Origin of the sequence: Bacteroides sp. CACC 737, from assembly GCF_013874375.1 — a bacterium.
GTDB classification, from domain to species: domain Bacteria; phylum Bacteroidota; class Bacteroidia; order Bacteroidales; family Bacteroidaceae; genus Bacteroides; species Bacteroides uniformis.
In genome coordinates this window covers 2,376,673-2,400,182 of the sequence record NZ_CP059408.1, presented here as the reverse complement: position 1 = coordinate 2,400,182, position 23,510 = coordinate 2,376,673, and the positions used below count along the sequence as shown (strand labels likewise).

The window sequence follows — 23,510 nt, the reverse complement described above, 5'->3', positions numbered from 1 at the left end:
GAAAAAGGATGCTTGTAAAAAGGCATCCTTTTTTCACTAAATCCCCTTTTTGTATGAAACACATTATAGACATTGATGCTTGGGAACGTCGGGATAACTACGGCTTTTTCCGCAGTTTTGTAAATTCCTGGTATTCCGTCACTACAGAGATTGACTGCACGGAAGCCAGTGCTGCAGCCCGGGCTGCAAAGCGCTCCTTTTTCCTTTATTATCTGTATGCTGTGGTGCGTTCGGCTAATGAAGTCGATGAACTCCGTTACCGTACCGACAAGGAAGGCCGGGTTGTTTTTCACGACCGGGTGGACATCATTTCTCCGATAGCTGTTCCCGGAAAGACATTCTATACCGTGCGCATTCCCTACCACGAAGACTTTGAGCGTTTCTATGCCGAAGCTTACGCCTTGATAACAAACATACCCGAGGACGGTGACCCTTATGGAGCCGAAAAGATTCTTGCCGGGCAAGGCGATTACGATGTGGTCCATCTGAGTGCAGTTCCCAAAATGTATTTCACCTCGATAACCTATACACTTGCCGAAGCAGGCAACGGTTGCAGTTATCCGTTGATGACTGCCGGCAAGGCTGTATCCCGTGAAGGTCGTCTGGTATTTCCTCTTTCCATCTATGTGAACCATGCTTTTGTCGACGGTTCTCATCTGACCTCCTTCTTCGGAAAGGTGGAGGAGTATTTGAAAGAGATTTCACATAAATGAATCCCCCAAAATAAATAATCTATGAAACGCTTATAAGGGTGTTTTTTCATGCTACAAATATATATGATGCCATACATATATGGCAACTTTGAGTTGTTTTTTGTATCTTGGTTTCTGTTTTTTAAGTATCATTGAAAAATCGGAAATGTGCAGACAAGATTTGTAGTATTACAGAATTGTTACAGAATTTATCCTTACCTTTGACACTTTAACAGAATAAGCGTATGGTAAGTAATATATCTTCATGCACGAAAGTACTTGTTTTGCCGATAGTTCTATGGGTTGTTTCGTCTTTTTCCCTGCGGGCGCAGGAGAAGGATTTTGCCACTTGGGCGAATGCCGGTTTCGAATATAAGTTGAAGCCGGCACTTACTGTTTCCGGTGGGCTGGAGTGGCGTACAAAGGATGATTTGGGAAAGACAGACCGGTGGGGGCTGAAGGTGGGGGGAAGCTATAAGCTGTTGCCTTTCCTGAAGCTTGGAGCCGGGTATGAGACGCATTACCGCAATCGGGGGGCGGATGGCTGGAAGTTCCGGCACCGCTACCGTTTGGAAGGCACTCTGTCTGCCCGTGTGCAAAGGGTGAAACTGTCCTTGCGTGAGCGCTTTCAGCATACGTTCGATGGACATACGGACGAGTTGCGTTTGCGCTCACGTGCGAAGGTGGCATATGACATTCCGAAGTGCAAGGTGGAGCCGTATGCTTCGGCCGAGATGTATAATGGTTTGAATAGGACAGAGCACTTCGGAGTAAAGCGGATGCGTTATCGCGGAGGCATTACGTTGCCCTTGTCCGAGCGCTGGGAGGCGGACATCTTCTATTGCAGACAGTGGGAGAAGGATAAGCGGAAAGATATAGTAGGGGTGGAGTGTGTTTATAGCTTTTGAGGGGAGATGAGGGCTGAAAGCCTTTTTTTACTTTTTGTTCTTCCGGTACTCCTTTTTCAGATAAAAGTTGAATCCGGCATATATTTGGAGGGTGCCGAACCCGTTGTTCAGGGAGAAACTGTTTTTGTAGTAGTCGTATGTCCGTCCTACGAATGAGGTACCCACGAAGTATTTGCTGTTGTTGTATACCACACCTGCACGCAGAATGAAGTCGATATTGAAATTCTTGTACCAGTCGTCCGCTTCCCGCTCTTCTGTCTTCTCTATGCGTGATGTCTTGTAGGCGACAGCCGGATTGAACGATAGGCATGCGAGGCAGTTGCGGGCAAACACCCAATTGTAGGCATAGCCGGCGTTGAGGCTGATATTCGTGTATTTGATATGTTTCACCTTCATACCCGGGTTCATGGCTCTCTGAATTATTTTGGGCAGCTTGGTATAGTCGAAGTTCAGATTGTGGGTGGATACGGAGAATCCGGCAATAAAAGAACCTGCATTGCGGCGCTGGTTGGTGGACTGGCTGAAGGCAGCCGGATAGGAGAAACGTCGGTTGTTGAAAATGTAATATAGATTCACCCCCTTCATTTTTACTTTCAATCCGTTGAAGTCTTCGGAATAATTGGAGGGAATCTCGTCGGAAAAGCCGGATACCTTGTGTATCTTATAGTCGTTTCCGGTGCTGCGATAGAAAATGTCGACTCCCAGTTTGGAACTGTAAAGACTGAGATCAAACTCCGTACCGCGCTTTTTCTTGCTTTTCTTTCCGTAGAGCCAGTCCGTATCGACAGCCCATCCCAGGAATATCCAACGCCATCCGAAGTAAGCGCCTATCTTGTTGTGCGGGTTGGGCGAAAAACGGAGCCGCTGACCGTCATTGCCCACGGAGTAATACTCGTAATTGGTGAAATGGTCGAGCATCAGGGCGTAATTGTATCGGTTGGGACTGATATAGGTAGTGTCGAAGTCACTGAAGTCGAGGAATTTCTTCAATGCTTTTACGAAGGTATTTTTATGTACGATGCTGTCGCATGTGACGGAACCGTTCTCCTTGTTTTGCGCAAACAATGAGAATGTAAATAGTATCCATAAGCAGAAAAAGACCCCTTTTTGCATCTTGTTGTTCTCTCTCATTTATACAAAGCTAAATAAAATAACCGGTTTAGAACAGCATCCCACTAATTTTTCGATGAAAAAGGCATTAATAATTTGTAGTTTTCAATCGGAATGACTAATATTGAACGTTTTATTGAGAGAATATATGAATCAGAGCCAGATAAAAAAGAAGAATACGATATGAAGAAGATTATCAATCCGTGGAAAGATATGGAGGGGTACAACTGTTTCGGTTGCTCTCCCGACAATGAAGCAGGTGTGAGAATGGAGTTTTATGAGGACGGTGACGAGGTGGTGAGTATCTGGAAGCCGCGTCCGGAGTATCAGGGATGGCTGAATACGTTGCATGGAGGCATCCAGTCCGTATTGCTGGATGAAATCTGCGGTTGGGTAGTGTTCCGCAAGCTGCAGACTGGCGGGGTGACATCGAAAATGGAGACTCGGTTCCGCAAATCCATATCGACCAACGACACGCATGTGGTGCTGCGGGCTTCACTTCGGGAGCAAAAGCGGAATATCGCCATCATAGAAGCACGTCTGTACAATAGCATGGGAGAACTTTGTACGGAAGCTACCTGCACTTACTTCACCTTCCCGAAAGAGAAAGCGGAAACGGAAATGCATTTCCATAGCTGCGAAGTGGAGCAGGAGGAAATATTGCCGTTGATTTGATTGTTTTACCACAGATTACACAGATTTGCACAGATTGAAATAAAAATAATCTGTGCAAATCTGTGTAATCTGTGGTGAAGTAAGATGAATTTGAAAGAAAAAATAAACTTTTTGTGATAAATCTTTTGAAGTTTCAAACTTTTAGTTTACTTTTGTCGCATTAAAACCAAAAAAATATGAAGAATATCGTTGCACATCATCACCATCATCATCCTGACGAATAACTCGGTGGGCGTATGAGTGTATATGTACAACAAATGACATAAATGACGAGGCTTGCCGAATATTGGTAAGCCTCGTTTTGTTTTCTGCCATCTCATTCAAAATAGTAAATCGTAAAATAGTAAATAGCCTTATGTTAAGAATTGCAGTACAAGCTAAAGGTCGTCTTTATGACGAGACCATGTCATTTTTGGGAGAATCGGATATTAAGTTAAGTGCCATGAAGCGTTCGTTGTTGGTGCAGTCGTCAAACTTTCCTCTTGAAGTGTTGTTTTTGAGGGATGACGACATTCCGCAGTCTGTGGCTACTGGAGTGGCTGATATAGGCATTGTGGGTGAGAATGAATTTGTTGAGAAGAATGAGGATGCGGAGATAATCAAGCGTCTGGGATTCAGCAAGTGCCGTCTGTCTCTTGCCATGCCGAAGGATATTGAGTATCCGGGGGTGAAGTGGTTTCATGGAAAGAAGATTGCGACATCTTATCCGGGCATCCTTTCCGGCTTTTTGAAAGAGAATGGGGTGAATGCGGAGATACACGTCATTACGGGGTCAGTAGAAGTGGCGCCGGGCATCGGTCTGGCAGATGCTATTTTCGATATTGTAAGTTCCGGTTCTACGCTGGTGAGCAACCGTTTGAAGGAAGTGGAGGTTGTGATGAAGTCGGAAGCGCTACTGATTGGCAACAAGAACATGAGCGAGGAAAAGCAAGAGATATTGAGGGAGCTGTTGTTTCGTATGGATGCCGTGAAGACAGCCGAAGATAAGAAATATGTGCTGATGAATGCCCCGAAAGAGAAACTGGATGAGATTGTCTCTGTACTTCCGGGCATGAAGAGCCCCACGGTGATGCCGTTGGCGCAAGAAGGCTGGTGCTCGGTACATACCGTACTCGACGAGAAATGTTTCTGGGAGATAATTGGAAAGCTGAAAGCGTTGGGGGCGGAAGGCATTCTGGTGCTGCCGATTGAGAAAATGATAATTTAAAGCCTCGACACACCTCCAAGAATATCATGGCTTATGCATAAATCTTTAAAAACATGTCATTATGATATTGATTAGTAATCCCGATAAATTCCAGTGGCAAGAGATTCTGAAACGTCCGGTGATGAATACGGAGAATCTGTTTGATACGGTGCGGAGCGTTATTGACCGTGTGAAAGCGGAGGGAGACTGTGCTGTACTGGATTATGAAAAAAAATTTGATAAAGTGGTGCTGACTTCGCTGGCTGTGTCGGAAGAGGAACAGCAGGAAGCGGAAAACCTGGTGAGTGAAGACTTGAAAGCAGCTATTCGACTGGCAAAGCAGAACATTGAGACTTTCCACGCGGCACAACGTTTTGAGGGCAAGAAAGTGCAGACTCGGCCGGGGGTGACCTGCTGGCAGAAAGCGGTTGCTATAGAAAAGGTGGGATTGTATATCCCCGGAGGAACGGCTCCGCTGTTTTCTACGGTACTGATGCTGGCCGTTCCCGCCAGGATTGCCGGATGCAAGGAAATTGTTCTCTGCACCCCTCCGGGACGTGACGGAAAGGTACATCCCGCTGTGCTGTTTGCCGCAAAAGTGGCAGGTGTCAACCGGATTTTCAAAGCTGGCGGCATACAAGCCATTGCCGCTATGGCATACGGAACGGAAAGTGTGCCTAAAGTTTACAAGATATTCGGTCCGGGAAATCAGTATGTCACGGCTGCCAAACAGCTTGTGAGCTTGCGTGATGTGGCGATAGATATGCCGGCAGGACCTTCGGAAGTAGAAGTTCTGGCTGACGAAACAGCTAATCCGGTTTTTGTCGCCGCCGACTTATTGAGCCAGGCAGAACACGGAGTGGACAGTCAAGCTATATTAATTACGACCTCTGTCGAATTGCAACAAGCTGTAAAGGTGGAAGTGGAATGCCAACTGGCCTTACTGCCACGTAAAGAGATTGCCGAAAAGTCTCTTGCCAATAGCAAACTGATTGTAGTGGACAGCATGGAAGAAGCCATCGAACTGACCAACGCGTATGCTCCCGAACATCTTATCATAGAAACCGAGGATTATCTTTCTGTGGCAGAACGTATCGTGAATGTCGGTTCTGTATTCTTGGGTTCTCTTACTCCGGAGAGTGCGGGAGATTATGCTTCGGGCACAAACCATACCTTGCCGACAAACGGCTATGCTAAAGCATACAGCGGTGTCAGCCTCGACAGCTTTATCCGCAAGATAACTTTTCAGGAGATAAAGCCGGAAGGATTGAATATCATCGGCCCTGCCATTGAGCTGATGGCTGCCAATGAACAGCTGGATGCGCATAAGAATGCTGTGAGTGTGAGACTGGGGCAGTTGGAAAATGGAAATGAAAATTGAAAGTTGAAAATTGAGAGTTGATGGCTTAAAGTAATTTTAATCGTAAATTGTCAAATCATAAATAACATGGTGAAAACATTACAAGAACTTACCCGTCCGAATATCTGGCGTCTGAAGCCTTATTCTTCAGCACGAGATGAATATAATGGTGCTGCGGCATCCGTTTTTCTCGATGCAAACGAGAATCCTTATAACATGCCGCACAACCGTTATCCCGACCCCATGCAGCGGGAGTTAAAGACTGAATTGTCTAAAATTAAAAAGGTGAGTCCCGATTCCATCTTCTTAGGGAATGGCAGTGATGAAGCTATCGATTTGGTGTTCCGTGCTTTTTGTGAACCCCGTGTGGACAATGTAGTGGCCATCGACCCTACTTACGGCATGTATCAAGTCTGTGCCGACGTTAATGATGTGGAGTACCGCAAAGTGCTGCTCGATGAGGATTTCCAGTTCTCTGCCGACAAGCTTCTGGCTGCTGCGGATGAGCATACCAAACTGATTTTTATCTGTTCTCCCAACAATCCTACCGGCAATGACCTGCTCCGTAGCGAAATTGAAACGCTGATTCGCCGGTTTGATGGGTTGGTGATACTGGACGAGGCATACAATGACTTCTCCGAGGCACCTTCCTTCCTTGAAAATTTGAATCAATATCCGAATCTCATTGTGCTGCAAACCTTTTCCAAAGCATGGGGATGTGCTGCTATCCGTCTAGGTATGGCATTTGCCTCACCGGAGATTATCGGCATCCTCAATAAAATAAAATATCCCTATAACGTGAACCAGTTGACACAGAAGCAGGCAGTGGAAATGCTTCACCGCTATTATGAAATAGAACGTTGGGTGAAGACCCTGAAAGAAGAGCGGGAGAACCTGGAAGCCGAGTTCGCCGCACTGCCATGTACGGTGAAGATGTTCCCCTCTCATGCCAATTTCTTCCTGGCCCGTGTGACGGATGCTGCGAAGATTTACAATTATCTGGTAGGTAAGGGTATCATTGTCCGCAACCGTAACTCCGTGTCACTCTGCGGAAATTGCCTGCGGGTGACGGTAGGAACGAGAGGGGAGAATGAAAAATTGATTGAAGCGTTGAAAGTTCTTACGATTTGAGCATTTAGCATTTATGAAGAAGAAAGTACTTTTTATAGACCGTGACGGAACTTTAGTCATTGAGCCGCCGATTGATTATCAGTTGGACTCCCTGGAGAAGCTGGAGTTCTATCCGAAAGTGATGCGTAATCTTGGCTTCATCCGCAGCAAGCTGGATTTTGATTTTGTGATGGTGACCAATCAAGACGGGCTCGGCACAACTTCCTTTCCAGAAGAGACCTTTTGGCCGGCACACAACCTGATGATGAAGACATTGGAAGGCGAAGGCATCACCTTCGACGACATCTGCATAGACCGCAGCATGCCCGATGACAATGCACCAACCCGTAAGCCGCGTACCGGGATGCTTACCAAATACCTTGATAACCCGGACTACGATTTGTCCCACAGTTTCGTCATCGGTGACCGGCCTACGGATGTGGAGTTGGCAAAGAATTTGGGATGCCGCGCCATTCTTCTGCAAGATGATATGGCTTTATTGAAACCCATCTCCGAAGGTGGCAGTGCCGCTTGTGACGGACTTAAAGATTACTGCGCTCTCGCCACCAAGGATTGGGATAAGGTGGCCGAATTCCTCTTTGCCGGTGAGCGTACAGCGGAAGTACGTCGCACTACCAAGGAGACAGATATATATGTATCTTTGAATCTGGATGGCGACGGGTATTGTGACATCGTGACCGGACTGGGCTTCTTCGACCACATGTTGGAACAGATAGGCAAGCACGGTGGTATGGACCTTACCATCCATGTGAAAGGTGACCTTGAAGTGGACGAGCATCACACCATCGAAGATACTGCCCTTGCCCTGGGCGACTGCCTTTATCAAGCCTTAGGAAGCAAACGAGGCATTGAACGCTACGGCTATGCTCTTCCTATGGACGATTGTCTTTGCCAGGTGTGTCTCGATTTTGGCGGACGTCCGTGGCTTGTATGGGATACCGAGTTCAAGCGCGAGAAGGTAGGAGACATGCCTACGGAAATGTTCCTGCACTTCTTTAAATCCTTGAGCGATGCTGCCCGGATGAATCTCAATGTAAAAGCCGAAGGACAGAACGAACATCATAAGATAGAGGGCATCTTCAAGGCGCTGGCACGTGCGCTGAAGATGGCGGTGAAGAGGGATATTTATCACTTTGGGCTGCCAAGCTCGAAAGGAGTGTTGTAAAAAGGAAATAGAGGATGAATTGTTCCTCCATCTTATTAAACTTTTCACTATCTTTGTCAACAAAAAGGTATACAGACGAAGAATTATGTCACACTTGGCTCCCCTTATAGCTGATTTAGCTCTGATATTGATTTGTGCGGGGATTATGACCCTGCTTTTTAAGAAGTTGAAGCAACCATTGGTATTAGGATATGTAGTTGCAGGATTCCTTGCCAGCCCTCACATGGCTTATACACCGTCGGTGATGGATACGGCTAATATACAGACCTGGGCGGATATAGGTGTTATCTTCCTGTTGTTTGCACTGGGATTGGAATTCAGCTTCAAGAAGATTGTGAAGGTGGGAGGGGCAGCGATTATTGCTGCGTGTACCATCATCTTTTGTATGATATTGTTGGGTGTGGCGGTAGGTACCGGTTTCGGCTGGAAACGGATGGACTGCATATTTCTGGGCGGTATGATTGCCATGTCGTCCACCACCATTATCTATAAGGCGTTTGATGATTTGGGGATGCGCAAGAAGCAGTTCACGGGTCTGGTGCTCAGTGTGCTTATTCTGGAGGATATTCTTGCCATCGTATTGATGGTGATGCTCTCCACGATGGCAGTCAGCCATAACTTTGAGGGTACGGAGATGCTGGAGAGTATTGCCAAACTGCTGTTCTTCCTGATACTTTGGTTCGTGGTGGGTATTTACCTCATCCCCGGATTGCTGAAGCGGTGCCGGAAGTTGATGAGCGAGGAAACTTTGCTGATAGTCTCTCTTGGACTCTGTTTCGGTATGGTGGTGATGGCTGCGCATACGGGATTTTCGGCTGCTTTCGGTGCATTTATCATGGGCTCCATTCTCGCCGAAACGGTAGAGGCGGAGAGCATAGAGCGCCTGGTGAAGCCGGTCAAGGACTTGTTTGGCGCCATCTTTTTCGTATCGGTCGGCATGATGGTAGACCCGGCTATGATTGTGGAGTATGCGGGACCTATTGTCGTGATTACTTTGGCGGTCATTTTCGGACAATCCCTCTTCGGGACGCTGGGGGTGCTGCTGGCGGGGCAACCGCTGAAGACGGCCATGCAGTGCGGTTTCAGTCTGACGCAAATCGGTGAGTTTGCTTTTATTATAGCTTCGCTGGGCGTGTCGCTGCATGTCACCAGCCATTTTTTGTATCCTATTGTGGTGGCGGTGTCTGTCATCACTACTTTCCTTACTCCTTATATGATTCGTTTGGCAGAGCCCGCTTCCAATCTTGTGGATACGCATTTGCCGGAAAAATGGAGAAAGTTCTTGACCCGCTATGCTTCAGGTTCGCAGACCATGAACCATGAAAGTCTGTGGAAGAAACTGATATTTGCACTGGTCAGGATTACGGTTGTATATTCCATCATTTGCGTGGCGGTGATAGCTTTGGCGTTCCGTTTTCTGGTGCCTTTCGTGCACGACAGTCTGCCCGGGGTATGGGGCTCTTTGTTGGCTGCCTTTATCATCATTCTGTGTATAGCTCCGTTTCTGCGTGCTATCATGATTAAAAAGAATCACTCGGAAGAGTTTGTGACTTTATGGAAGGATAACCGTGGAAATCGGGCGCCGTTAGTGGCTACCATTGTATTGCGCCTGCTGTTGGGTGTTTCGTTTGTCATGTTCGTTATAGCCGGTTTATTCAAGATGTCTGTGGGACTGGTATTTGGGGTGGCGGTGTTGCTGGTGACTTTAATGATACTTTCCCGTCAGTTGAAGAAGCAGTCCATAATGATAGAAAGGACATTCTTCCAGAATCTGCGGTACCGCGACATGCGTGCCGAGTATATGGGAGAGAAGAAACCGGAGTATGCGGGGCGTCTGCTGTCACGCGACTTGCACCTGACAGATTTTGAGATTCCCGGCGAATCGGAATGGGCAGGCAGGACATTGGCAGAGCTGAATTTTGGAAAGAAATACGGTATCCATGTGGTCTCTATCCTTCGGGGCAAGAAACGGATTAATATTCCTGGAGCGTCTGTCCGTCTTTTTCCGCAGGACAAGATACAAGTAATTGCTACGGATGAGGAATTGAGCATTTTCGGTCAGGAGATGGATAAGGTGTCTGCCATGAATGCGGATGTGATAGAGAAGAGTGAAATGATTCTACGCCAATTCTGTGTGGACGGGCAGTCTCCTTTCCTGAACAAGACCTTGAAAGAAGCAGGGATACGCGAGAAATATCACTGTCTGATTGCCGGTGTGGAGCGGGGAGGGGAGACCTTGCATGCTCCCGACCCGCATGAACCTTTTGTAGAGGGAGATGTGGTATGGATTGTAGGCGAGAGTGTCGATGTGTACAAACTGGTCGGCCGAAAATGCGAAGGTTTCGACATGGGGTAAGATTTACCCCATGAACGCTAATCAGAGTTTGTTCAGTATTTTGTCCATTACCCAGTTGGTAAGAGTGGCGCTTTCACCGTCACAGCTGCAGATTGACTTGCCTAGCAGGTGGTCTACCACTGCCTGGATAAGCGGTTGCTGGACGTAAGTGGGATTTTCAACAATGATTTCCTCACGCCCTCTTTCTGTGTGCAGCGCAATGGGGTCATAGGTGAACACGGAGAAACAAATCATGCCTTTGTCTCCAATGATTTCTATACGATCTTCGCGGGCAGATTCGTGGGCGACGAAACACCAGGAGCCGCTGCCCACCAGTCCGCTGTCAAACTGGAAACATGCGCTTAGGGTGTCCTCGGCTGGATATAGTCCGCCACGGTTGCTCTTGTAGCCGCTGGCTTCAAGGATACATCCGAAGATTTCCTGCAACAAATCTATCTGGTGGGGTGCAAGGTCATAGAAGTATCCTCCACCGGCAATATCCGGTTGCACGCGCCACGGTAGGTTTTCCTTGTTATGGTCGAGGTCGCGGGGAGGCTGGGCGAATCGGATTTGAATGTTGATGATGTTGCCAATATGTCCTTCCTCTACCAGTGACTTTACCTTTAGGAAGTAGGGCAGATAGCGGCGGTAATACGCAACAAAACATGGAACACCCGTTTCTTTGGAAATGCGGTTGATGCGGCAGCACTCTTCGTAGGTAACAGCCATCGGCTTCTCTATGTAGACCGGTTTACCTGCCTTCATGGACATGATGGCGTACGTAGCATGTGAAGAAGGAGGAGTGGCAATGTACACGGCGTTCACCTCTTCGTCGTCAATCAACTCCTGGGCATCGTCGTACCATTTGGGAATCCCTCTTTCCTTGGCGTAGGTCTTGGCCTTGTCACCATTTCGACTCATGACGGCCACAACTTCGGAGTTCTCTATTTTCTGAAATGCCGGTCCGCTTTTGTATTTGGTCACTTCTCCGCAACCGATGAATCCCCATTTAATTATTCTCTCGCTCATAATCTTTCCCTTATTTTACTCTTCCTCGAAATCGAATTCAAAGTCGAAATCATCCAGAAATTCCGGTTCTGTAAATTCTTCCAGGCTCCGGCGGTCTTTTTTCGTTGGCCGTCCAGTACCTTTGGCACGGTTGACGAAACCGCTGACACGGCTCATTTCCAGCAGTTCATACTGTTCCGGAGCCGTTACATTCTCCATCATTTCAGCTACTAACTTTGCGCCGACACGCTTTTCAATGGGTTGCAGTACTTTGAAGGAATAGGTGACGGGGGGCTTGCGCACTTGGATGACGTCTCCCGGTTTCACCGTACGGGCAGCCTTTGCCAGTGCGCCATTGATGCTGATGCGCCCTTTTTTGCAGGCTTCGGCAGCTATGGTACGTGTTTTGAAGATGCGTACAGCCCACATCCATTTGTCAATTCTGGCTTCGTTCATTTCTTGTTATATTGATTCATGGTGATATCTATTCCCGCCAGACAGAAACTTTTGATGATTTCTCCGGCTGTTTCCAATCTCTCGCCCATTGTTTTCCAATCTTCATCGGTAAAATGTCCCAGCACATAGTCAATCTGTCCGCCACGGGGAAAGTCATTGCCGATTCCAAAACGCAGGCGTGCATAGTTCTGGGTGCCCAGCGTTACTGCAATATGCTTAAGGCCGTTATGTCCCGCATCGCTTCCCTTACCTTTCAGGCGCAGTGTACCGAAAGGCAGTGCAAGGTCATCTACCACTACCAACACATTCTCCAATGGAATGTTTTCCTTTTGCATCCAGTAGCGTACGGCGTTACCGCTGAGGTTCATGAAGGTGGAAGGCTTCAGTAGTAATAGTTGGCGTCCCTTGACTGACAGCGTTGTGGTGAAGCCATAACGTCCGTCGGTAAAAGTGGCACCTGCTGCTTTTGCCAGAGTATCTACTACCATGAATCCGATGTTGTGACGGGTTTCGTGATATTCGGGGCCGATATTGCCCAATCCTACAATTAAATATTTCATTGTCAGTGCTTCAAGTCTATTCTCTTTCTCCTTTCAGAGGAGAAAGAGCAGTAAGAAAAAGAACGCGGATTATCGCAACTTTCCGCGGAAATCAGTATGAAATCTGCGTTGGCTGCGTTAATCCGCGTTCCCCAATATTTAGTCTTTCTTGGAAAGAATTGATTAGTTGCCTGCAGCAGCAGCGGCACCTCTTGCAGCACGAGTCAGCTTAACGGCGCATACAACAGCTTCTTTGGCATTCAGCAATTCCAATCCTTCGTATTGCAATTCGCCAACTTTAACAGTCTTACCAAGTCCCAAGTGAGTAACGTTGATAGTCAGTCTTTCAGGAATTACGTTATACAAAGCTCTTACTTTCAGTTTACGCATCTGGAGTACCAGCTTACCACCAGCCTTAACACCTTCTGCCAAACCTTCCATCTGTACCGGAACTTCCATAACGATAGGCTTAGCCTCGTCAATTTGATAGAAGTCAACGTGTAGGATGGTATCCTTTACGGGGTGGAATTGGATATCTTTCATGATAGCGTTTACTTTCTTGCCATCAATCACCAAGTCAACTACGTAGATGTGCGGAGTATAAACCAAATTGCGCAGACCTTCTGCAGGTACAGTGAAGTGAACATTTTCACCTGCACCATAAAGTACGCAAGGTACACCGTTGTTTTTACGAATAGCTTTCAAAGCTCTTGCTTGTTCCGAAGAACGTTCTGCAATAGTTCTTGCAGTTCCTTTTACTTCAATTGATTTCATTTCTAAAAAAATTGTGTTACTCTAAATTAAGTAAATTTTTTGCTTAATTCACCATCACACGATGTGGTTTACCACACGATGTTGCAAAAAAGCGGTGCAAAAATACAGCTTCTTTTTGAATTATCAAAAGGTTATAACTTAAAATTCAATGTCTATTTTGATTTCTCCGTCCAGGGGGCAAGCTTTTTCCTCTTGTGGTACTTCTTCTTTGTGTGTTTCGGGAGTTTCAGCCTCGTCGTCAGCGGTATGTCTTGTGTGGAAACCCTGTTGCTCCTGGATGAAGCCGATGGCCTGCTGGAGTCCGTTCATGAACTTTTCAAAATCTTCTTTGTATAGAAAGATTTTGTGCTTTTCGAAACTTACCTGCGAGTCGTCACCCTCGCCCATCACGATTTTCTTGCTTTCCGTAATGGCGAGAAACATTTCGTCTTTTCTGTTTTTCTTGACGTCTAAATAGTAGATGCGCTTACCTGCTTTGATGGATTGGGAGAATACAATCTCCTTGTCGTTCATGTCCGCTGCGTTTTTCTTCTTAAAGTCTTCCATATTATAATAGGTCTCAATTTTGATATTATCACCTTAAAACTTGTATCTCGTAGCTTTTAGCTCTTTATCGGGCTCAAAATTGACGATTTTTTTTAAACTGTCAAAAGAAAAAGACCGGATAATCAATATCTGCATTAAAAAATGTGATTTATTTATGTAAACTCATTAAAAATGCCTACTTTTGCGCCTTGTTAAAACACTAGTATTTACTTTAGAATTATGATCAACAGAGTTCTTATTCGTCTTAAGATTATACAGATTGTATATGCTTATTATCAGAATGGCAGTAAAAATTTAGACTCAGCGGAGAAAGAATTATTCTTTAGCCTTTCAAAGGCATACGACCTCTACAACTACCTGCTGATGCTGATGATAGCTTTGACGAACTACGCACAAAAACGTATTGATGCGGCAAAAGCTAAGCTGGCTCCCACTGCCGAGGAGCTGTATCCCAACATGAAATTTGTGGAAAACAAGTTTATAGCCCAGTTGGAAGTGAACAAACAATTGACGGAATTCATCGCCAACCAAAAGCGCACGTGGGCCAATGATGAAGACTTCGTCAAGGGATTGTATGAGAAAATTGTGGAATCAGATATATATAAGGAATATATGGCTTCTTCGGACGATTCTTACGAATATGATCGTGAATTGTGGAGAAAACTGTATAAGACTTTTGTTTTCAACAACGAAGCCTTGGACAGTGTGCTCGAAGACCAGAGCCTTTACTGGAACGACGACAAGGAGATTGTGGATACTTTCGTGCTGAAAACCATCAAGCGCTTCGAAGAGAAGAATGGTGCCAACCAGGAGCTTTTACCAGAGTTTAAGGATGAGGAAGACCAGGAATTTGCACGCCGTTTGTTCCGCCGTGCCATCTTGAACTGTGACTATTACCGTCATCTCATCAGTGAGAATACGCGTAATTGGGACTTGGACCGTGTAGCCTTTATGGATGTTGTAATCATGCAGTGTGCATTGGCCGAAATATTGAGTTTCCCGAACATTCCGGTGAGTGTTTCGTTAAACGAATATGTCGATATTGCCAAAGTTTACAGCACGGTCAAAAGCGGCAGCTTCGTGAACGGTACATTGGACGGAATAGTTAATCAATTAAAAAAAGAAGGTAAGTTAACGAAAAACTAATACCTTTGTTTAATAATAGAAACCAAAACTGAGTATTTATGAACTTAATGACTGTATTCTTCCTGCAAGCTCCTGTTGCAGGGCCTGCTGGTGGTGGTAGCATGATGTGGATTATGCTGATAGCCATGTTCGTTATTATGTATTTCTTTATGATTCGTCCTCAAAACAAGAAGCAAAAGGAAATCGCAAACTTCCGTAAATCGCTTCAAGTGAATCAGAAAGTAATCACAGCCGGTGGCATCCATGGTGTTATCAAGGAAATCAACGACAATGATGTGGTGCTTGAAATCGCTTCCAACGTTAAGATTCGTATAGACAAGAATTCTATTTTTGCTGCAGCTGCTGATGCGAATAGCAGTCAGGCATCTAAATAATAGAAATGTGAGCCTATGTTTGAACGTAGGAACATACAACGTACATATCTGAAGATATCAAGAGAAGTGAAGGACTTTCTGCTTAGCGATAAAAGCAGAGAGTTCTTCATTTTTTTGTTTTTCTTCTTTGTGGCCGGTGGCTTCTGGCTCTTGCAGACCTTGAACAACGACTATGAGGCGGACTTCTCTATACCGGTGCGGCTGAAGGGAGTACCCAATAATGTGGTGATTACTTCTGAACCTGTTTCAGAACTCCGCATCAAGGTAAAGGATAAGGGAACGGTACTGCTCAACTATATGTTGGGAAAGAGCTTCTATCCTGTTATTCTCGATTATGCCGATTATACGGGTGTGGATAATCAAGTAAGGATATATCCCCCGCAGTTTGAAAAGAAAGTGCTGAACCAGCTGAATGCTTCTACCCGCCTGCTTTCCATGAAGCCGGATACATTGGAGTACATCTATTCGACGGGAGCCTCCAAACTGGTGCCGGTGAAGCTGCGCGGCACGCTGAGTGCCGGACGTGAGTATTATCTTTCGGATACGATATTCAGTCCCGATTCCGTATTGGTGTATGCGCCGCAAGGCGTGCTGGATACGATTACTGTTGCCTATACGCAACCGGTGAAGCTGGAAGATATATCGGATACCTTGAGACAGCAAATCCCCCTGCGTGTTCAGAAAGGTGTGAAGTTTGTGCCTTCTTCCATTGAGATGATGCTTCCGGTGGATATTTATACAGAAAAGACAGTGGAGGTGCCGTTGCGTGGCGTTAACTTTCCTGCCGACAAGGTGCTGCGCGCTTTCCCTTCTAAGGTGCAGGTCACGTTTCAGGTTGGTCTGAGTCATTTCAGGCAGATTAACGCTGATGATTTTCATATTTACGTGTCTTATGAGGAACTGCTTCGTCTGGGTTCCGACAAGTATACGGTAAAGATCAAGAATCTGCCGAAAGGGGTGAGCCAGGTGCGCTTCAATCCGGCACAGGTGGATTTTTTGATAGAGCAAATTTCTCCTGATTATGGCGATTAAGATAGGTATAACCGGTGGTATCGGTAGCGGAAAGAGTATGGTATCCAGACTGTTGGAAGTGCTGGGTGTTCCCGTCTATATCTCGGACTTGGAAACGAAAAAGCTGATGGTATCCGATTCATTTATCCGCGAGGAATTGTCTGCCTTGCTTGGTGCGGAAGTGTATGCCGGTGGTACACTGAACAAGCCTTTGTTGGCGTCTTATCTTTTTGGCAGTCCGGAGCATGCCCAAAAAATCAACGGTATTGTGCATCCTCGTGTAAAGGAGGATTTCAGGCGGTGGACACAATGTCGCGCCGCTTCTTCCATTGTCGGTATAGAATCGGCCATTTTGGTTGAAGCGGGGTTTGCAGGTGAAGTAGATGCTATTGTTATGGTCTATGCGCCCGAAGAGGTGCGTATTTCACGTGCCGTCTGGCGGGATGCTTCCTCGCGCGAATTGATAGAAAAGCGTATCCGTAGCCAGATGGATGACGAAGAAAAGCGTAAATATGCAGATTTTGTCATTGTAAATGATGGCGAAACTCCATTGATTCCGCAAGTTTTAGAGCTAATCGGTTCGCTATCTGAAAAAATGCACTATCTGTTACGAAAATAGGCATCTTCTTAACAATAAAAATAAGCAAGCTTATTTTGTATTGTCTTCGGCTTACATTATCTTTGCCTCCCGAAAAAATAACTACTAATCATCAAAACAGAATATATTATGTTGAAGACTATTTTGTCCATTTCCGGTAAACCGGGATTGTATAAGCTTGTTTCTCAGGGAAAAAATATGTTGATTGTAGAGTCGCTTGCAGACAAGAAGCGTTTTCCTGCCTATGGTAATGAGAAGATTACTTCTTTGGGCGATATCGCCATGTATACAGATACGGAAGATGTTCCTTTGAAGGAAGTGCTTCTTTCCATGAAGAAAAAGGAAAACGGCGCTGCCGTAGTGATGGACTTAAAGAAGGCTACTGCCGACGATTTGCGTGCTTACCTGGCAGAGGTATTGCCTACCTTCGATCGCGACCGCGTATATCCGTCCGACATCAAGAAATTGATTGTTTGGTATAATTTGCTGGTGGCAAGCGGTATGACGGATTTTGAAGAAACTCCTGCGGCAGAAACGAAGGAGGAAAGCAAGGCCGAGTAATCGGAGAAGGATTGAAATACAAAATAAAAGAGGCGATTCTCAATAGTCGGGAATCGCCTCTTTTATTGGGGGGATACGGATTGCTTTTAATTTCTGAAAACCAGTCCGTCGTCAGTGGTATTGGCATCCACTGTAATAGGCTTGCTGCGGTCTACTTCCTGGGACAGCAACTTCTTCGACAAATCGTTCAGCAAATAGTGCTGTATGGCACGTTTCACCGGACGGGCGCCGAATTCAGGGTCATAACCTGCATTGGCAAGGAAGTCTATGGCGGCATTTGTCAGAACAAGTTCCACACCGTTACCGGAAAGCATCTTCTGCACACTCTTGATTTGGAGCATTACAATCTGTTTGATTTCGGGCTCTGTCAGTGGCAGGAACATGATGGTTTCGTCGATACGGTTCAAGAATTCCGGGCGGATGGTCTTTTTCAGCATATTCATCACTTCCTTCTTGGTTTCCTCTACGATTTGCTCCTTATTGCTACTGTTGAGCTTCTCCATCTGGCTTTGGATATAGCCGCTGCCCATGTTGGAGGTCATGATGATAATCGTATTCTTGAAGTTGACCGTACGTCCTTTATTGTCTGTCAGACGTCCGTCATCCAGCACTTGCAGCAAGATGTTGAATACGTCCGGATGCGCTTTCTCGATTTCGTCGAACAGGACGACAGAATACGGTTTCCGCCTTACGGCTTCTGTCAGTTGTCCGCCTTCATCGTAGCCCACATATCCCGGAGGCGCTCCTACCAGACGGGAAACGCTGTGTTTCTCCTGATACTCGCTCATGTCGATACGGGTCATCATCGTCTCGTCGTCAAAGAGGAACTCCGCCAGTGCCTTTGCCAATTCCGTCTTACCTACACCGGTGGTTCCCAGGAAAAGGAATGAGCCGATAGGACGTTTCGGGTCTTGCAGTCCGGCACGGCTGCGGCGTACGGCATCGGATACGGCCTCGATGGCTTCGTCCTGCCCGATAACCCGCTGGTGCAGTTCCGCTTCCAGATGCAACAGTTTGTCCTTTTCGCTTTGCAGCATCTTGCTTACCGGTATGCCGGTCCAGCGGGATACTACGTCGGCAATGTCTTCAGCGTCCACTTCCTCTTTAATCATGGCCTTGTCGCCCTGCATTTCGTGCAGTTTTTGCTGAGTTTCTTCAATCTCCTGGTTCAGCGCTTGCAGTTTGCCGTAACGGATTTCGGCCACCCGGCCATAGTCGCCTTCCCGTTCCGCCTTGTCGGCCTCGAACTTCAGGTTCTCTATTTCCACCTTATTCTGCTGGATTTTGTTGACAAGGGTCTTTTCACTTTGCCATTTCGCCTTGTACGAGTTTTCCTGCTCCTTCAGCTCGGCAAGTTCTTTGCCGATTTGTTCCAGCTTGGGCTTGTCGTTTTCGCGCTTGATGGCCTCGCGTTCAATCTCCAGCTGCTTTATCTTACGCGAGATTTCGTCCAGTTCTTCCGGAACGGAATCGACTTCCATACGTAGCTTGGCAGCGGCTTCGTCCATCAAGTCGATAGCCTTGTCCGGTAAGAAACGGTCGGTGATGTAGCGGTTGCTCAACTCTACGGCGGCGATGATGGCATCGTCTTTAATCCGTACATGGTGATGGTTCTCATAACGTTCCTTCAGACCACGCAGAATGGAGATGGTGCTCAGCGTGTCCGGTTCGTTCACCATGACAATCTGGAAGCGGCGCTCCAACGCTTTGTCCTTTTCGAAATACTTCTGATATTCATCGAGGGTAGTGGCCCCGATGCTCCTCAGTTCACCGCGTGCCAGGGCGGGTTTCAGGATGTTGGCGGCATCCATGGCGCCTTCGCCCTTGCCTGCACCCACCAGGGTGTGGATTTCATCAATGAAGAGGATGATGTCTCCTTCGGACTTCTTCACTTCGTTGATAACGGCCTTCAGGCGTTCTTCAAATTCGCCTTTGTATTTAGCGCCCGCCACCAGTGCACCCATATCCAGGGAGTAGACTTGTTTGTTCTTCAAGTTCTCGGGGACGTCTCCACGCAAGATACGGTGGGCAAGTCCCTCTACGATAGCTGTTTTACCAGTACCCGGTTCACCGATAAGAATCGGGTTGTTCTTGGTACGCCGGCTCAGAATCTGCAGGACACGCCGTATCTCTTCGTCACGGCCGATGACGGGATCCAGTTTGCCGCTGCGGGCTGCTTCGTTCAGATTGATAGCGTACTTTTCCAATGACTGGTAAGTGTCTTCGCTGGATTGTGAAGTTACTTTTTCTCCTTTTCGCAGTTCGTTGATGGCTTCCCGCAGTTCGCGTTCCGTCATCCCGGCATCTTTCAGAATGGTGGATGCAGTGCTTTTCACATTCAGCAAAGCCAGCAGTACCGGTTCCAGGGAGACGAATTCATCACCCATTTCCTTGGAATATTGGGTGGCCTTCTGGAACACTTCGTTCGTTTCACGGCTCAGGTATGGCTCTCCGCCGGATACCTTGGGCAGAGAATCAATTTGCTTGTCCAGTACAAGTGCTATCTGCTGACCGTTCATGCCCAGTTTCTGGAAGATGAAGTTGGTGACATTTTCACCTACTTTCATCACGCTTTGAAGTACATGCACGGGCTCGATGGCCTGCTGTCCACGGCTTTGTACCAGGTTCACAGCCTCCTGCACTGCTTCTTGCGCTTTAATGGTAAAGTTGTTAAAGTTCATATTTTGTTCTCCTTTCTATTTTATCAGTTTCATAACACTTGGGAAGGCGCAAAAGATTTGCCATTGGCACATTTCGGACAAATTGTCTGCATATAAAGTATGTAAAATGACAAATTGTCTGTAAATCAGTCGTTTTGTTTCTTTCTACTTCTTTAGATAAGAAGTTGGAGCAAAGTTCCTTTTCGTATTAAACTCTATTGGTTAAAGAGAAGGGCAAATAAGGATGTCATGCATGAGATGTGCATCTCATGTAGTACGAGGTGTACATCTCATGTAGTACGAGATGCACATCTTATGTAGTGAGGGGCTATATGTTTTAGTAGCTAAGTCTTCGTGTTCCAGCTCCAAGGTTTCCGTGTTGTGGGGGAAGGATATTCTCTTTCCGCTTCGGAGATATAGATTAATTGCTTGGGATGATACAAGTTATTGATAAATTTGTCGTACTTTTACTGCTTCAAAGTTTTGTGCTTTCTGTGTGGTAGGTTTTCGGAGCTCCGCTTGCAGAGGAGCATTATGTATAATTATGTATTAAGATAGGAGATAATGGAGGATAAGATAAAGTTTCCGGCAAATGTGATATTGATAGATGTTGCATTTCTGAATGAAGTGGTATATGGTGCAAAGAACTTTTTGGAAGGTAAGTTGGGAAGGAAGCTACCCGATGTTGACCTGCCGGCATGGTTGAGCTATCTGGCATTGGATGCCGGCTTGAGAGAACAAGAAAATGAGGTAGAAGTGTTGTTGGTGCATACTCCTGCAGCGGACGTGCTGAAGTGTTGTGAACCATCCGATGTGAATAGACTGAATCACCAGGCATGCCGTACGCCACTGGGCGAATTTACATTTTCTTCCGTCACCTCTTCTGGTTTAGTCTCTACCGAAGAGTTGTTTCTTGACCTGATGAACCTGGCGCTTGATTCTGCAGATGTGAAGTGTTTGATGTTGTTGCCTTTCCATCAGGTATATGGTAATGGAGTGGAGGAAAAGCTGGCGGGTTTCTTCAAAGACAAGAATGAAGAAGAACGGGGCAAAGCTGTGTATTTCATTACGGAGGAACCTCTGAGCCCGGTGTATTGCCGCCTGGAGCCGGTGTTTTATTCTTTGGCGCATGCTTTCGGCATCAAGTCTGACGAGTTATAGGATATAAGAAGTATATGAGTGATTTCCGTTTAAAAGTGTTTCAGTCTGTTGCCAAGAACTTGAGTTTTACAAAGGCTTCGCAAGAGTTGTTTGTTAGTCAGCCGGCTATAACCAAGCATATCCAGGAGCTGGAGGCCACTTACCAGACGAGGCTTTTCGACCGGCAGGGAAGTAAAATCAGTCTGACCGAGTCGGGCCGGCTGCTTTTGGAGCATTGCGAACGGATATTGGAGGACTATAAACGGCTGGAATATGAAATGCACTTGTTACATAACGAATATATTGGAGAACTCAAGTTGGGAGCCAGCACTACCATTGCGCAGTATGTGCTTCCTCCGTTGCTGGGCAGTTTTATCGGCAAGTTTCCGCAGGTCAACTTGTCCTTGCTCAATGGAAATTCCCGGGAAATAGAAGCCGCTTTGCAGGAACACCGCATTGACTTGGGATTGGTGGAAGGGGTTTTCCGCCTTCCCAATCTGAAGTATACTACTTTTCTTGAGGATGAACTGGTAGCGGTAGTCCATTCCAAAAGCCGTTTACAATTGCCCGAAGAGATTACTCCCCAGGATTTGCCCGCTATTCCTTTAGTGCTTCGTGAACGTGGTTCTGGTACGCTGGACGTGATAGAACGCTCACTCCAGAAGCACGGTGTCAAGCTTTCCTCACTCCATGTACTGATGTATCTGGGTAGTACCGAAAGCATCAAGCTCTTTCTTGAAAACTCCGATTGCATGGGAATCGTGTCTATCCGTTCCATCTGCAAGGAACTGGCGGCAGGCACTTTCCGCGTGGTCGAGATAAAGGATATGCCCATGCTTCGCGACTTCTGCTTTGTCCAGTTGCAAGGGCAGGAAGGAGGGTTGTCACAAGCCTTTATGAACTATATGTTTATGTCCCGATAACAATAAGTTATAGTCTATAAGTAGAAACGATTGGCGGGTGTACTAAAATAGAACTACCTTTGCATCCGGAAAATTAAGGAATAAACATTAGTAATAATAGTAAAATAAACAGTATGGCTTCAAATCGAGTTTTGGCTAAAAGCATTAATATGCCTTTTCTTCAAAGTAATAATAAATTTATTTATGTATCTCTTCTGGTTGTCCTCTCCTTCTTTCTGCTGCTGGATTATGTGCCCGGTATGCATGCCTATTCGGCATGGGTCACTCCGCCGTTGGCGTTGTTCTTGGGGTTGGCCTTTGCGTTGCTGTGTGGGCAGGCACATCCGAAGTTCAATAAGAAGACTTCAAAGTACCTGTTGCAATACTCTGTTGTAGGGTTAGGATTTGGAATGAATCTGCAGGCTTCTCTGGCTTCGGGCAAGGAGGGAATGGAGTTCACGATTATTTCTGTAGTGGGGACATTGCTCATAGGCTGGCTCATAGGACGTAAGTTCCTGAAAGTGGACCGTGACACTTCCTATCTTATCAGTTCCGGTACGGCTATCTGCGGAGGCAGTGCCATTGCGGCTGTGGGGCCGGTGTTGAAGGCAAAGGATAGCGAGATGTCTGTGGCATTGGGCACCATCTTTATATTGAATGCCATTGCATTGTTTGTTTTTCCGATGATAGGCCACGCTTTGAACATGAGCCAGCATGAGTTCGGCACATGGGCGGCCATTGCCATACATGATACGAGTTCGGTAGTGGGGGCAGGTGCCGCCTATGGGGAAGAGGCATTACAGGTGGCAACGACTATAAAGCTGACACGTGCCTTATGGATTATTCCTTTGGCTTTGGTAACTTCGTTCATCTTTAAGAGCAAGGGACAGAAAATCAGTATTCCCTGGTTCATCTTCTTCTTTGTGCTGGCTATGATTTTCAATACTTATGTGCTGGGTACTACCGAAACGGGTGCCATGATTGGGGAGGGAATCAATTCTTTGGCCCGCAAGACGCTGACTATCACTCTGTTCTTTATCGGTGCCTCTCTGTCACGTGATGTACTGAAGGCAGTAGGTATCAAGCCCTTGATACAAGGCACCTTGTTGTGGATAGTGATTAGTGTGAGCACGTTGGCATATATCTACTTGTTCTGATTGCATAGGTCCGGCAGTTCTTGAAGTATAACTTCCGGTGGAAGAAGTCGGTAGGATTTTTGCAACGTATTTCTTT

Annotated in this window: 23 protein-coding genes; 16 read left to right on the top strand and 7 right to left on the bottom strand. The window is 46.4% G+C overall.

Translation table 11 applies throughout. The features are described 5' to 3' along the window. The first annotated feature begins 53 nt into the window (after positions 1-53). Positions 54-713 (top strand): CatA-like O-acetyltransferase, encoded by a 660-nt coding sequence (locus H1A11_RS10490; RefSeq protein ID WP_117601618.1) that lies wholly within the window; start codon positions 54-56, stop codon positions 711-713. Between the two features lie 224 nt (positions 714-937). Beyond that, the gene (locus tag H1A11_RS10485; RefSeq protein ID WP_117601652.1) at positions 938-1,600 is read left to right on the top strand and encodes a DUF2490 domain-containing protein; all 663 of its coding nucleotides are present in this window, start codon (positions 938-940) and stop codon (positions 1,598-1,600) included. Between the two features lie 27 nt (positions 1,601-1,627). Here H1A11_RS10485 and H1A11_RS10480 read toward each other — a convergent pair whose 3' ends face one another. Then, a complete protein-coding gene (locus H1A11_RS10480; RefSeq protein ID WP_370528660.1) occupies positions 1,628-2,731 on the bottom strand; it encodes a DUF4421 domain-containing protein in 1,104 nt (367 codons plus the stop codon). A gap of 162 nt (positions 2,732-2,893) precedes the next feature. Here H1A11_RS10480 and H1A11_RS10475 point away from each other — a divergent pair, with 162 nt between their 5' ends. From H1A11_RS10475 to H1A11_RS10450, 6 genes are all read left to right on the top strand, one after another. Continuing rightward, complete coding sequence (locus tag H1A11_RS10475) at positions 2,894-3,385, top strand: PaaI family thioesterase (RefSeq protein ID WP_016272848.1); 492 nt, start codon at positions 2,894-2,896, stop codon at positions 3,383-3,385. A 355-nt stretch (positions 3,386-3,740) separates the two neighbouring features. Continuing rightward, positions 3,741-4,592 (top strand): ATP phosphoribosyltransferase, encoded by an 852-nt coding sequence (gene hisG, locus H1A11_RS10470; RefSeq protein ID WP_044467625.1) that lies wholly within the window; start codon positions 3,741-3,743, stop codon positions 4,590-4,592. Positions 4,593-4,653: 61 nt separating this feature from the next. Beyond that, complete coding sequence (gene hisD, locus H1A11_RS10465; RefSeq protein ID WP_119961303.1) at positions 4,654-5,952, top strand: histidinol dehydrogenase; 1,299 nt, start codon at positions 4,654-4,656, stop codon at positions 5,950-5,952. Positions 5,953-6,018: 66 nt separating this feature from the next. Further along, positions 6,019-7,062, top strand: a complete 1,044-nt coding sequence (hisC, locus tag H1A11_RS10460; protein ID WP_119961302.1) for a histidinol-phosphate transaminase — start codon at positions 6,019-6,021, stop codon at positions 7,060-7,062. A gap of 13 nt (positions 7,063-7,075) precedes the next feature. After that, positions 7,076-8,227, top strand: a complete 1,152-nt coding sequence (gene hisB, locus H1A11_RS10455; protein ID WP_138345611.1) for a bifunctional histidinol-phosphatase/imidazoleglycerol-phosphate dehydratase HisB — start codon at positions 7,076-7,078, stop codon at positions 8,225-8,227. 85 nt (positions 8,228-8,312) lie between these two features. Beyond that, entirely contained in the window at positions 8,313-10,583 is a 2,271-nt protein-coding gene (locus tag H1A11_RS10450) for a cation:proton antiporter (protein ID WP_117601648.1), read from the top strand. A 21-nt stretch (positions 10,584-10,604) separates the two neighbouring features. On the opposite strand, the gene H1A11_RS10445 is transcribed toward H1A11_RS10450, so the two are convergent. From H1A11_RS10445 to H1A11_RS10425, 5 genes are all read right to left on the bottom strand, one after another. Continuing rightward, complete coding sequence (locus H1A11_RS10445) at positions 10,605-11,591, bottom strand: Gfo/Idh/MocA family protein (protein WP_117601647.1); 987 nt, start codon at positions 11,589-11,591, stop codon at positions 10,605-10,607. A gap of 15 nt (positions 11,592-11,606) precedes the next feature. Beyond that, positions 11,607-12,026 carry an RNA-binding S4 domain-containing protein gene (locus tag H1A11_RS10440; RefSeq protein ID WP_117601646.1) on the bottom strand — a complete coding sequence of 140 codons (420 nt, stop codon included), beginning with the start codon at positions 12,024-12,026 and terminating at the stop codon, positions 11,607-11,609. Further along, positions 12,023-12,586, bottom strand: a complete 564-nt coding sequence (gene pth, locus H1A11_RS10435; protein WP_117601645.1) for an aminoacyl-tRNA hydrolase — start codon at positions 12,584-12,586, stop codon at positions 12,023-12,025. The genes H1A11_RS10440 and pth overlap by 4 nt, the downstream gene beginning before the upstream one ends. Positions 12,587-12,748: 162 nt before the next feature. Continuing rightward, positions 12,749-13,339, bottom strand: a complete 591-nt coding sequence (locus H1A11_RS10430) for a 50S ribosomal protein L25/general stress protein Ctc (protein WP_117601644.1) — start codon at positions 13,337-13,339, stop codon at positions 12,749-12,751. 138 nt (positions 13,340-13,477) lie between these two features. Further along, entirely contained in the window at positions 13,478-13,885 is a 408-nt protein-coding gene (locus H1A11_RS10425; RefSeq protein ID WP_117601643.1) for a PUR family DNA/RNA-binding protein, read from the bottom strand. 219 nt (positions 13,886-14,104) lie between these two features. Between H1A11_RS10425 and nusB the strand changes: the two genes are divergently transcribed. The 5 genes from nusB to H1A11_RS10400 all read left to right on the top strand — a co-directional run bounded on the left by nusB (position 14,105) and on the right by H1A11_RS10400 (position 17,575). Beyond that, a complete protein-coding gene (gene nusB / locus H1A11_RS10420) occupies positions 14,105-15,031 on the top strand; it encodes a transcription antitermination factor NusB (protein WP_117601642.1) in 927 nt (308 codons plus the stop codon). Positions 15,032-15,069: 38 nt separating this feature from the next. Then, positions 15,070-15,405 (top strand): preprotein translocase subunit YajC, encoded by a 336-nt coding sequence (gene yajC / locus H1A11_RS10415; protein WP_009038121.1) that lies wholly within the window; start codon positions 15,070-15,072, stop codon positions 15,403-15,405. Positions 15,406-15,420: 15 nt separating this feature from the next. Continuing rightward, positions 15,421-16,437 carry a YbbR-like domain-containing protein gene (locus H1A11_RS10410; RefSeq protein ID WP_119961300.1) on the top strand — a complete coding sequence of 339 codons (1,017 nt, stop codon included), beginning with the start codon at positions 15,421-15,423 and terminating at the stop codon, positions 16,435-16,437. Next, positions 16,427-17,035, top strand: coding sequence for a dephospho-CoA kinase (coaE, locus tag H1A11_RS10405; protein ID WP_119961299.1), 609 nt, complete (start codon positions 16,427-16,429; stop codon positions 17,033-17,035). The genes H1A11_RS10410 and coaE overlap by 11 nt, the downstream gene beginning before the upstream one ends. 108 nt (positions 17,036-17,143) lie before the next feature. Then, a complete protein-coding gene (locus H1A11_RS10400; protein WP_005831788.1) occupies positions 17,144-17,575 on the top strand; it encodes a DUF5606 domain-containing protein in 432 nt (143 codons plus the stop codon). Between the two features lie 86 nt (positions 17,576-17,661). On the opposite strand, the gene clpB is transcribed toward H1A11_RS10400, so the two are convergent. After that, entirely contained in the window at positions 17,662-20,256 is a 2,595-nt protein-coding gene (clpB, locus tag H1A11_RS10395) for an ATP-dependent chaperone ClpB (RefSeq protein ID WP_117601639.1), read from the bottom strand. A 543-nt stretch (positions 20,257-20,799) separates the two neighbouring features. Here clpB and H1A11_RS10390 point away from each other — a divergent pair. The 3 genes from H1A11_RS10390 to H1A11_RS10380 all read left to right on the top strand — a co-directional run bounded on the left by H1A11_RS10390 (position 20,800) and on the right by H1A11_RS10380 (position 23,434). Further along, positions 20,800-21,396 carry a DUF6621 family protein gene (locus H1A11_RS10390; RefSeq protein ID WP_119961298.1) on the top strand — a complete coding sequence of 199 codons (597 nt, stop codon included), beginning with the start codon at positions 20,800-20,802 and terminating at the stop codon, positions 21,394-21,396. A gap of 14 nt (positions 21,397-21,410) precedes the next feature. Next, positions 21,411-22,298, top strand: coding sequence for a LysR family transcriptional regulator (locus H1A11_RS10385; RefSeq protein ID WP_035448955.1), 888 nt, complete (start codon positions 21,411-21,413; stop codon positions 22,296-22,298). A 113-nt stretch (positions 22,299-22,411) separates the two neighbouring features. Continuing rightward, positions 22,412-23,434, top strand: coding sequence for a YeiH family protein (locus H1A11_RS10380; protein WP_117964227.1), 1,023 nt, complete (start codon positions 22,412-22,414; stop codon positions 23,432-23,434). Positions 23,435-23,510 lie beyond the last annotated feature (76 nt).

Coding starts and splice junctions, on each gene's coding strand:
- coaE (WP_119961299.1), top strand. CDS start 16,427: ATGGCGATTAAGATAGGTATAACCGGTGGTATCGGTAGCGGAAAGAGT.
- hisB (WP_138345611.1), top strand. CDS start 7,076: ATGAAGAAGAAAGTACTTTTTATAGACCGTGACGGAACTTTAGTCATT.
- H1A11_RS10485 (WP_117601652.1), top strand. CDS start 938: ATGGTAAGTAATATATCTTCATGCACGAAAGTACTTGTTTTGCCGATA.
- nusB (WP_117601642.1), top strand. CDS start 14,105: ATGATCAACAGAGTTCTTATTCGTCTTAAGATTATACAGATTGTATAT.
- H1A11_RS10440 (WP_117601646.1), bottom strand. CDS start 12,026: ATGAACGAAGCCAGAATTGACAAATGGATGTGGGCTGTACGCATCTTC.
- yajC (WP_009038121.1), top strand. CDS start 15,070: ATGAACTTAATGACTGTATTCTTCCTGCAAGCTCCTGTTGCAGGGCCT.
- H1A11_RS10380 (WP_117964227.1), top strand. CDS start 22,412: ATGGCTTCAAATCGAGTTTTGGCTAAAAGCATTAATATGCCTTTTCTT.
- H1A11_RS10480 (WP_370528660.1), bottom strand. CDS start 2,731: ATGAGAGAGAACAACAAGATGCAAAAAGGGGTCTTTTTCTGCTTATGG.
- H1A11_RS10425 (WP_117601643.1), bottom strand. CDS start 13,885: ATGGAAGACTTTAAGAAGAAAAACGCAGCGGACATGAACGACAAGGAG.
- H1A11_RS10490 (WP_117601618.1), top strand. CDS start 54: ATGAAACACATTATAGACATTGATGCTTGGGAACGTCGGGATAACTAC.
- pth (WP_117601645.1), bottom strand. CDS start 12,586: ATGAAATATTTAATTGTAGGATTGGGCAATATCGGCCCCGAATATCAC.
- H1A11_RS10400 (WP_005831788.1), top strand. CDS start 17,144: ATGTTGAAGACTATTTTGTCCATTTCCGGTAAACCGGGATTGTATAAG.
- hisG (WP_044467625.1), top strand. CDS start 3,741: ATGTTAAGAATTGCAGTACAAGCTAAAGGTCGTCTTTATGACGAGACC.
- clpB (WP_117601639.1), bottom strand. CDS start 20,256: ATGAACTTTAACAACTTTACCATTAAAGCGCAAGAAGCAGTGCAGGAG.
- H1A11_RS10410 (WP_119961300.1), top strand. CDS start 15,421: ATGTTTGAACGTAGGAACATACAACGTACATATCTGAAGATATCAAGA.
- hisC (WP_119961302.1), top strand. CDS start 6,019: ATGGTGAAAACATTACAAGAACTTACCCGTCCGAATATCTGGCGTCTG.
- H1A11_RS10450 (WP_117601648.1), top strand. CDS start 8,313: ATGTCACACTTGGCTCCCCTTATAGCTGATTTAGCTCTGATATTGATT.
- H1A11_RS10390 (WP_119961298.1), top strand. CDS start 20,800: ATGGAGGATAAGATAAAGTTTCCGGCAAATGTGATATTGATAGATGTT.
- H1A11_RS10475 (WP_016272848.1), top strand. CDS start 2,894: ATGAAGAAGATTATCAATCCGTGGAAAGATATGGAGGGGTACAACTGT.
- H1A11_RS10445 (WP_117601647.1), bottom strand. CDS start 11,591: ATGAGCGAGAGAATAATTAAATGGGGATTCATCGGTTGCGGAGAAGTG.
- H1A11_RS10385 (WP_035448955.1), top strand. CDS start 21,411: ATGAGTGATTTCCGTTTAAAAGTGTTTCAGTCTGTTGCCAAGAACTTG.
- hisD (WP_119961303.1), top strand. CDS start 4,654: ATGATATTGATTAGTAATCCCGATAAATTCCAGTGGCAAGAGATTCTG.
- H1A11_RS10430 (WP_117601644.1), bottom strand. CDS start 13,339: ATGAAATCAATTGAAGTAAAAGGAACTGCAAGAACTATTGCAGAACGT.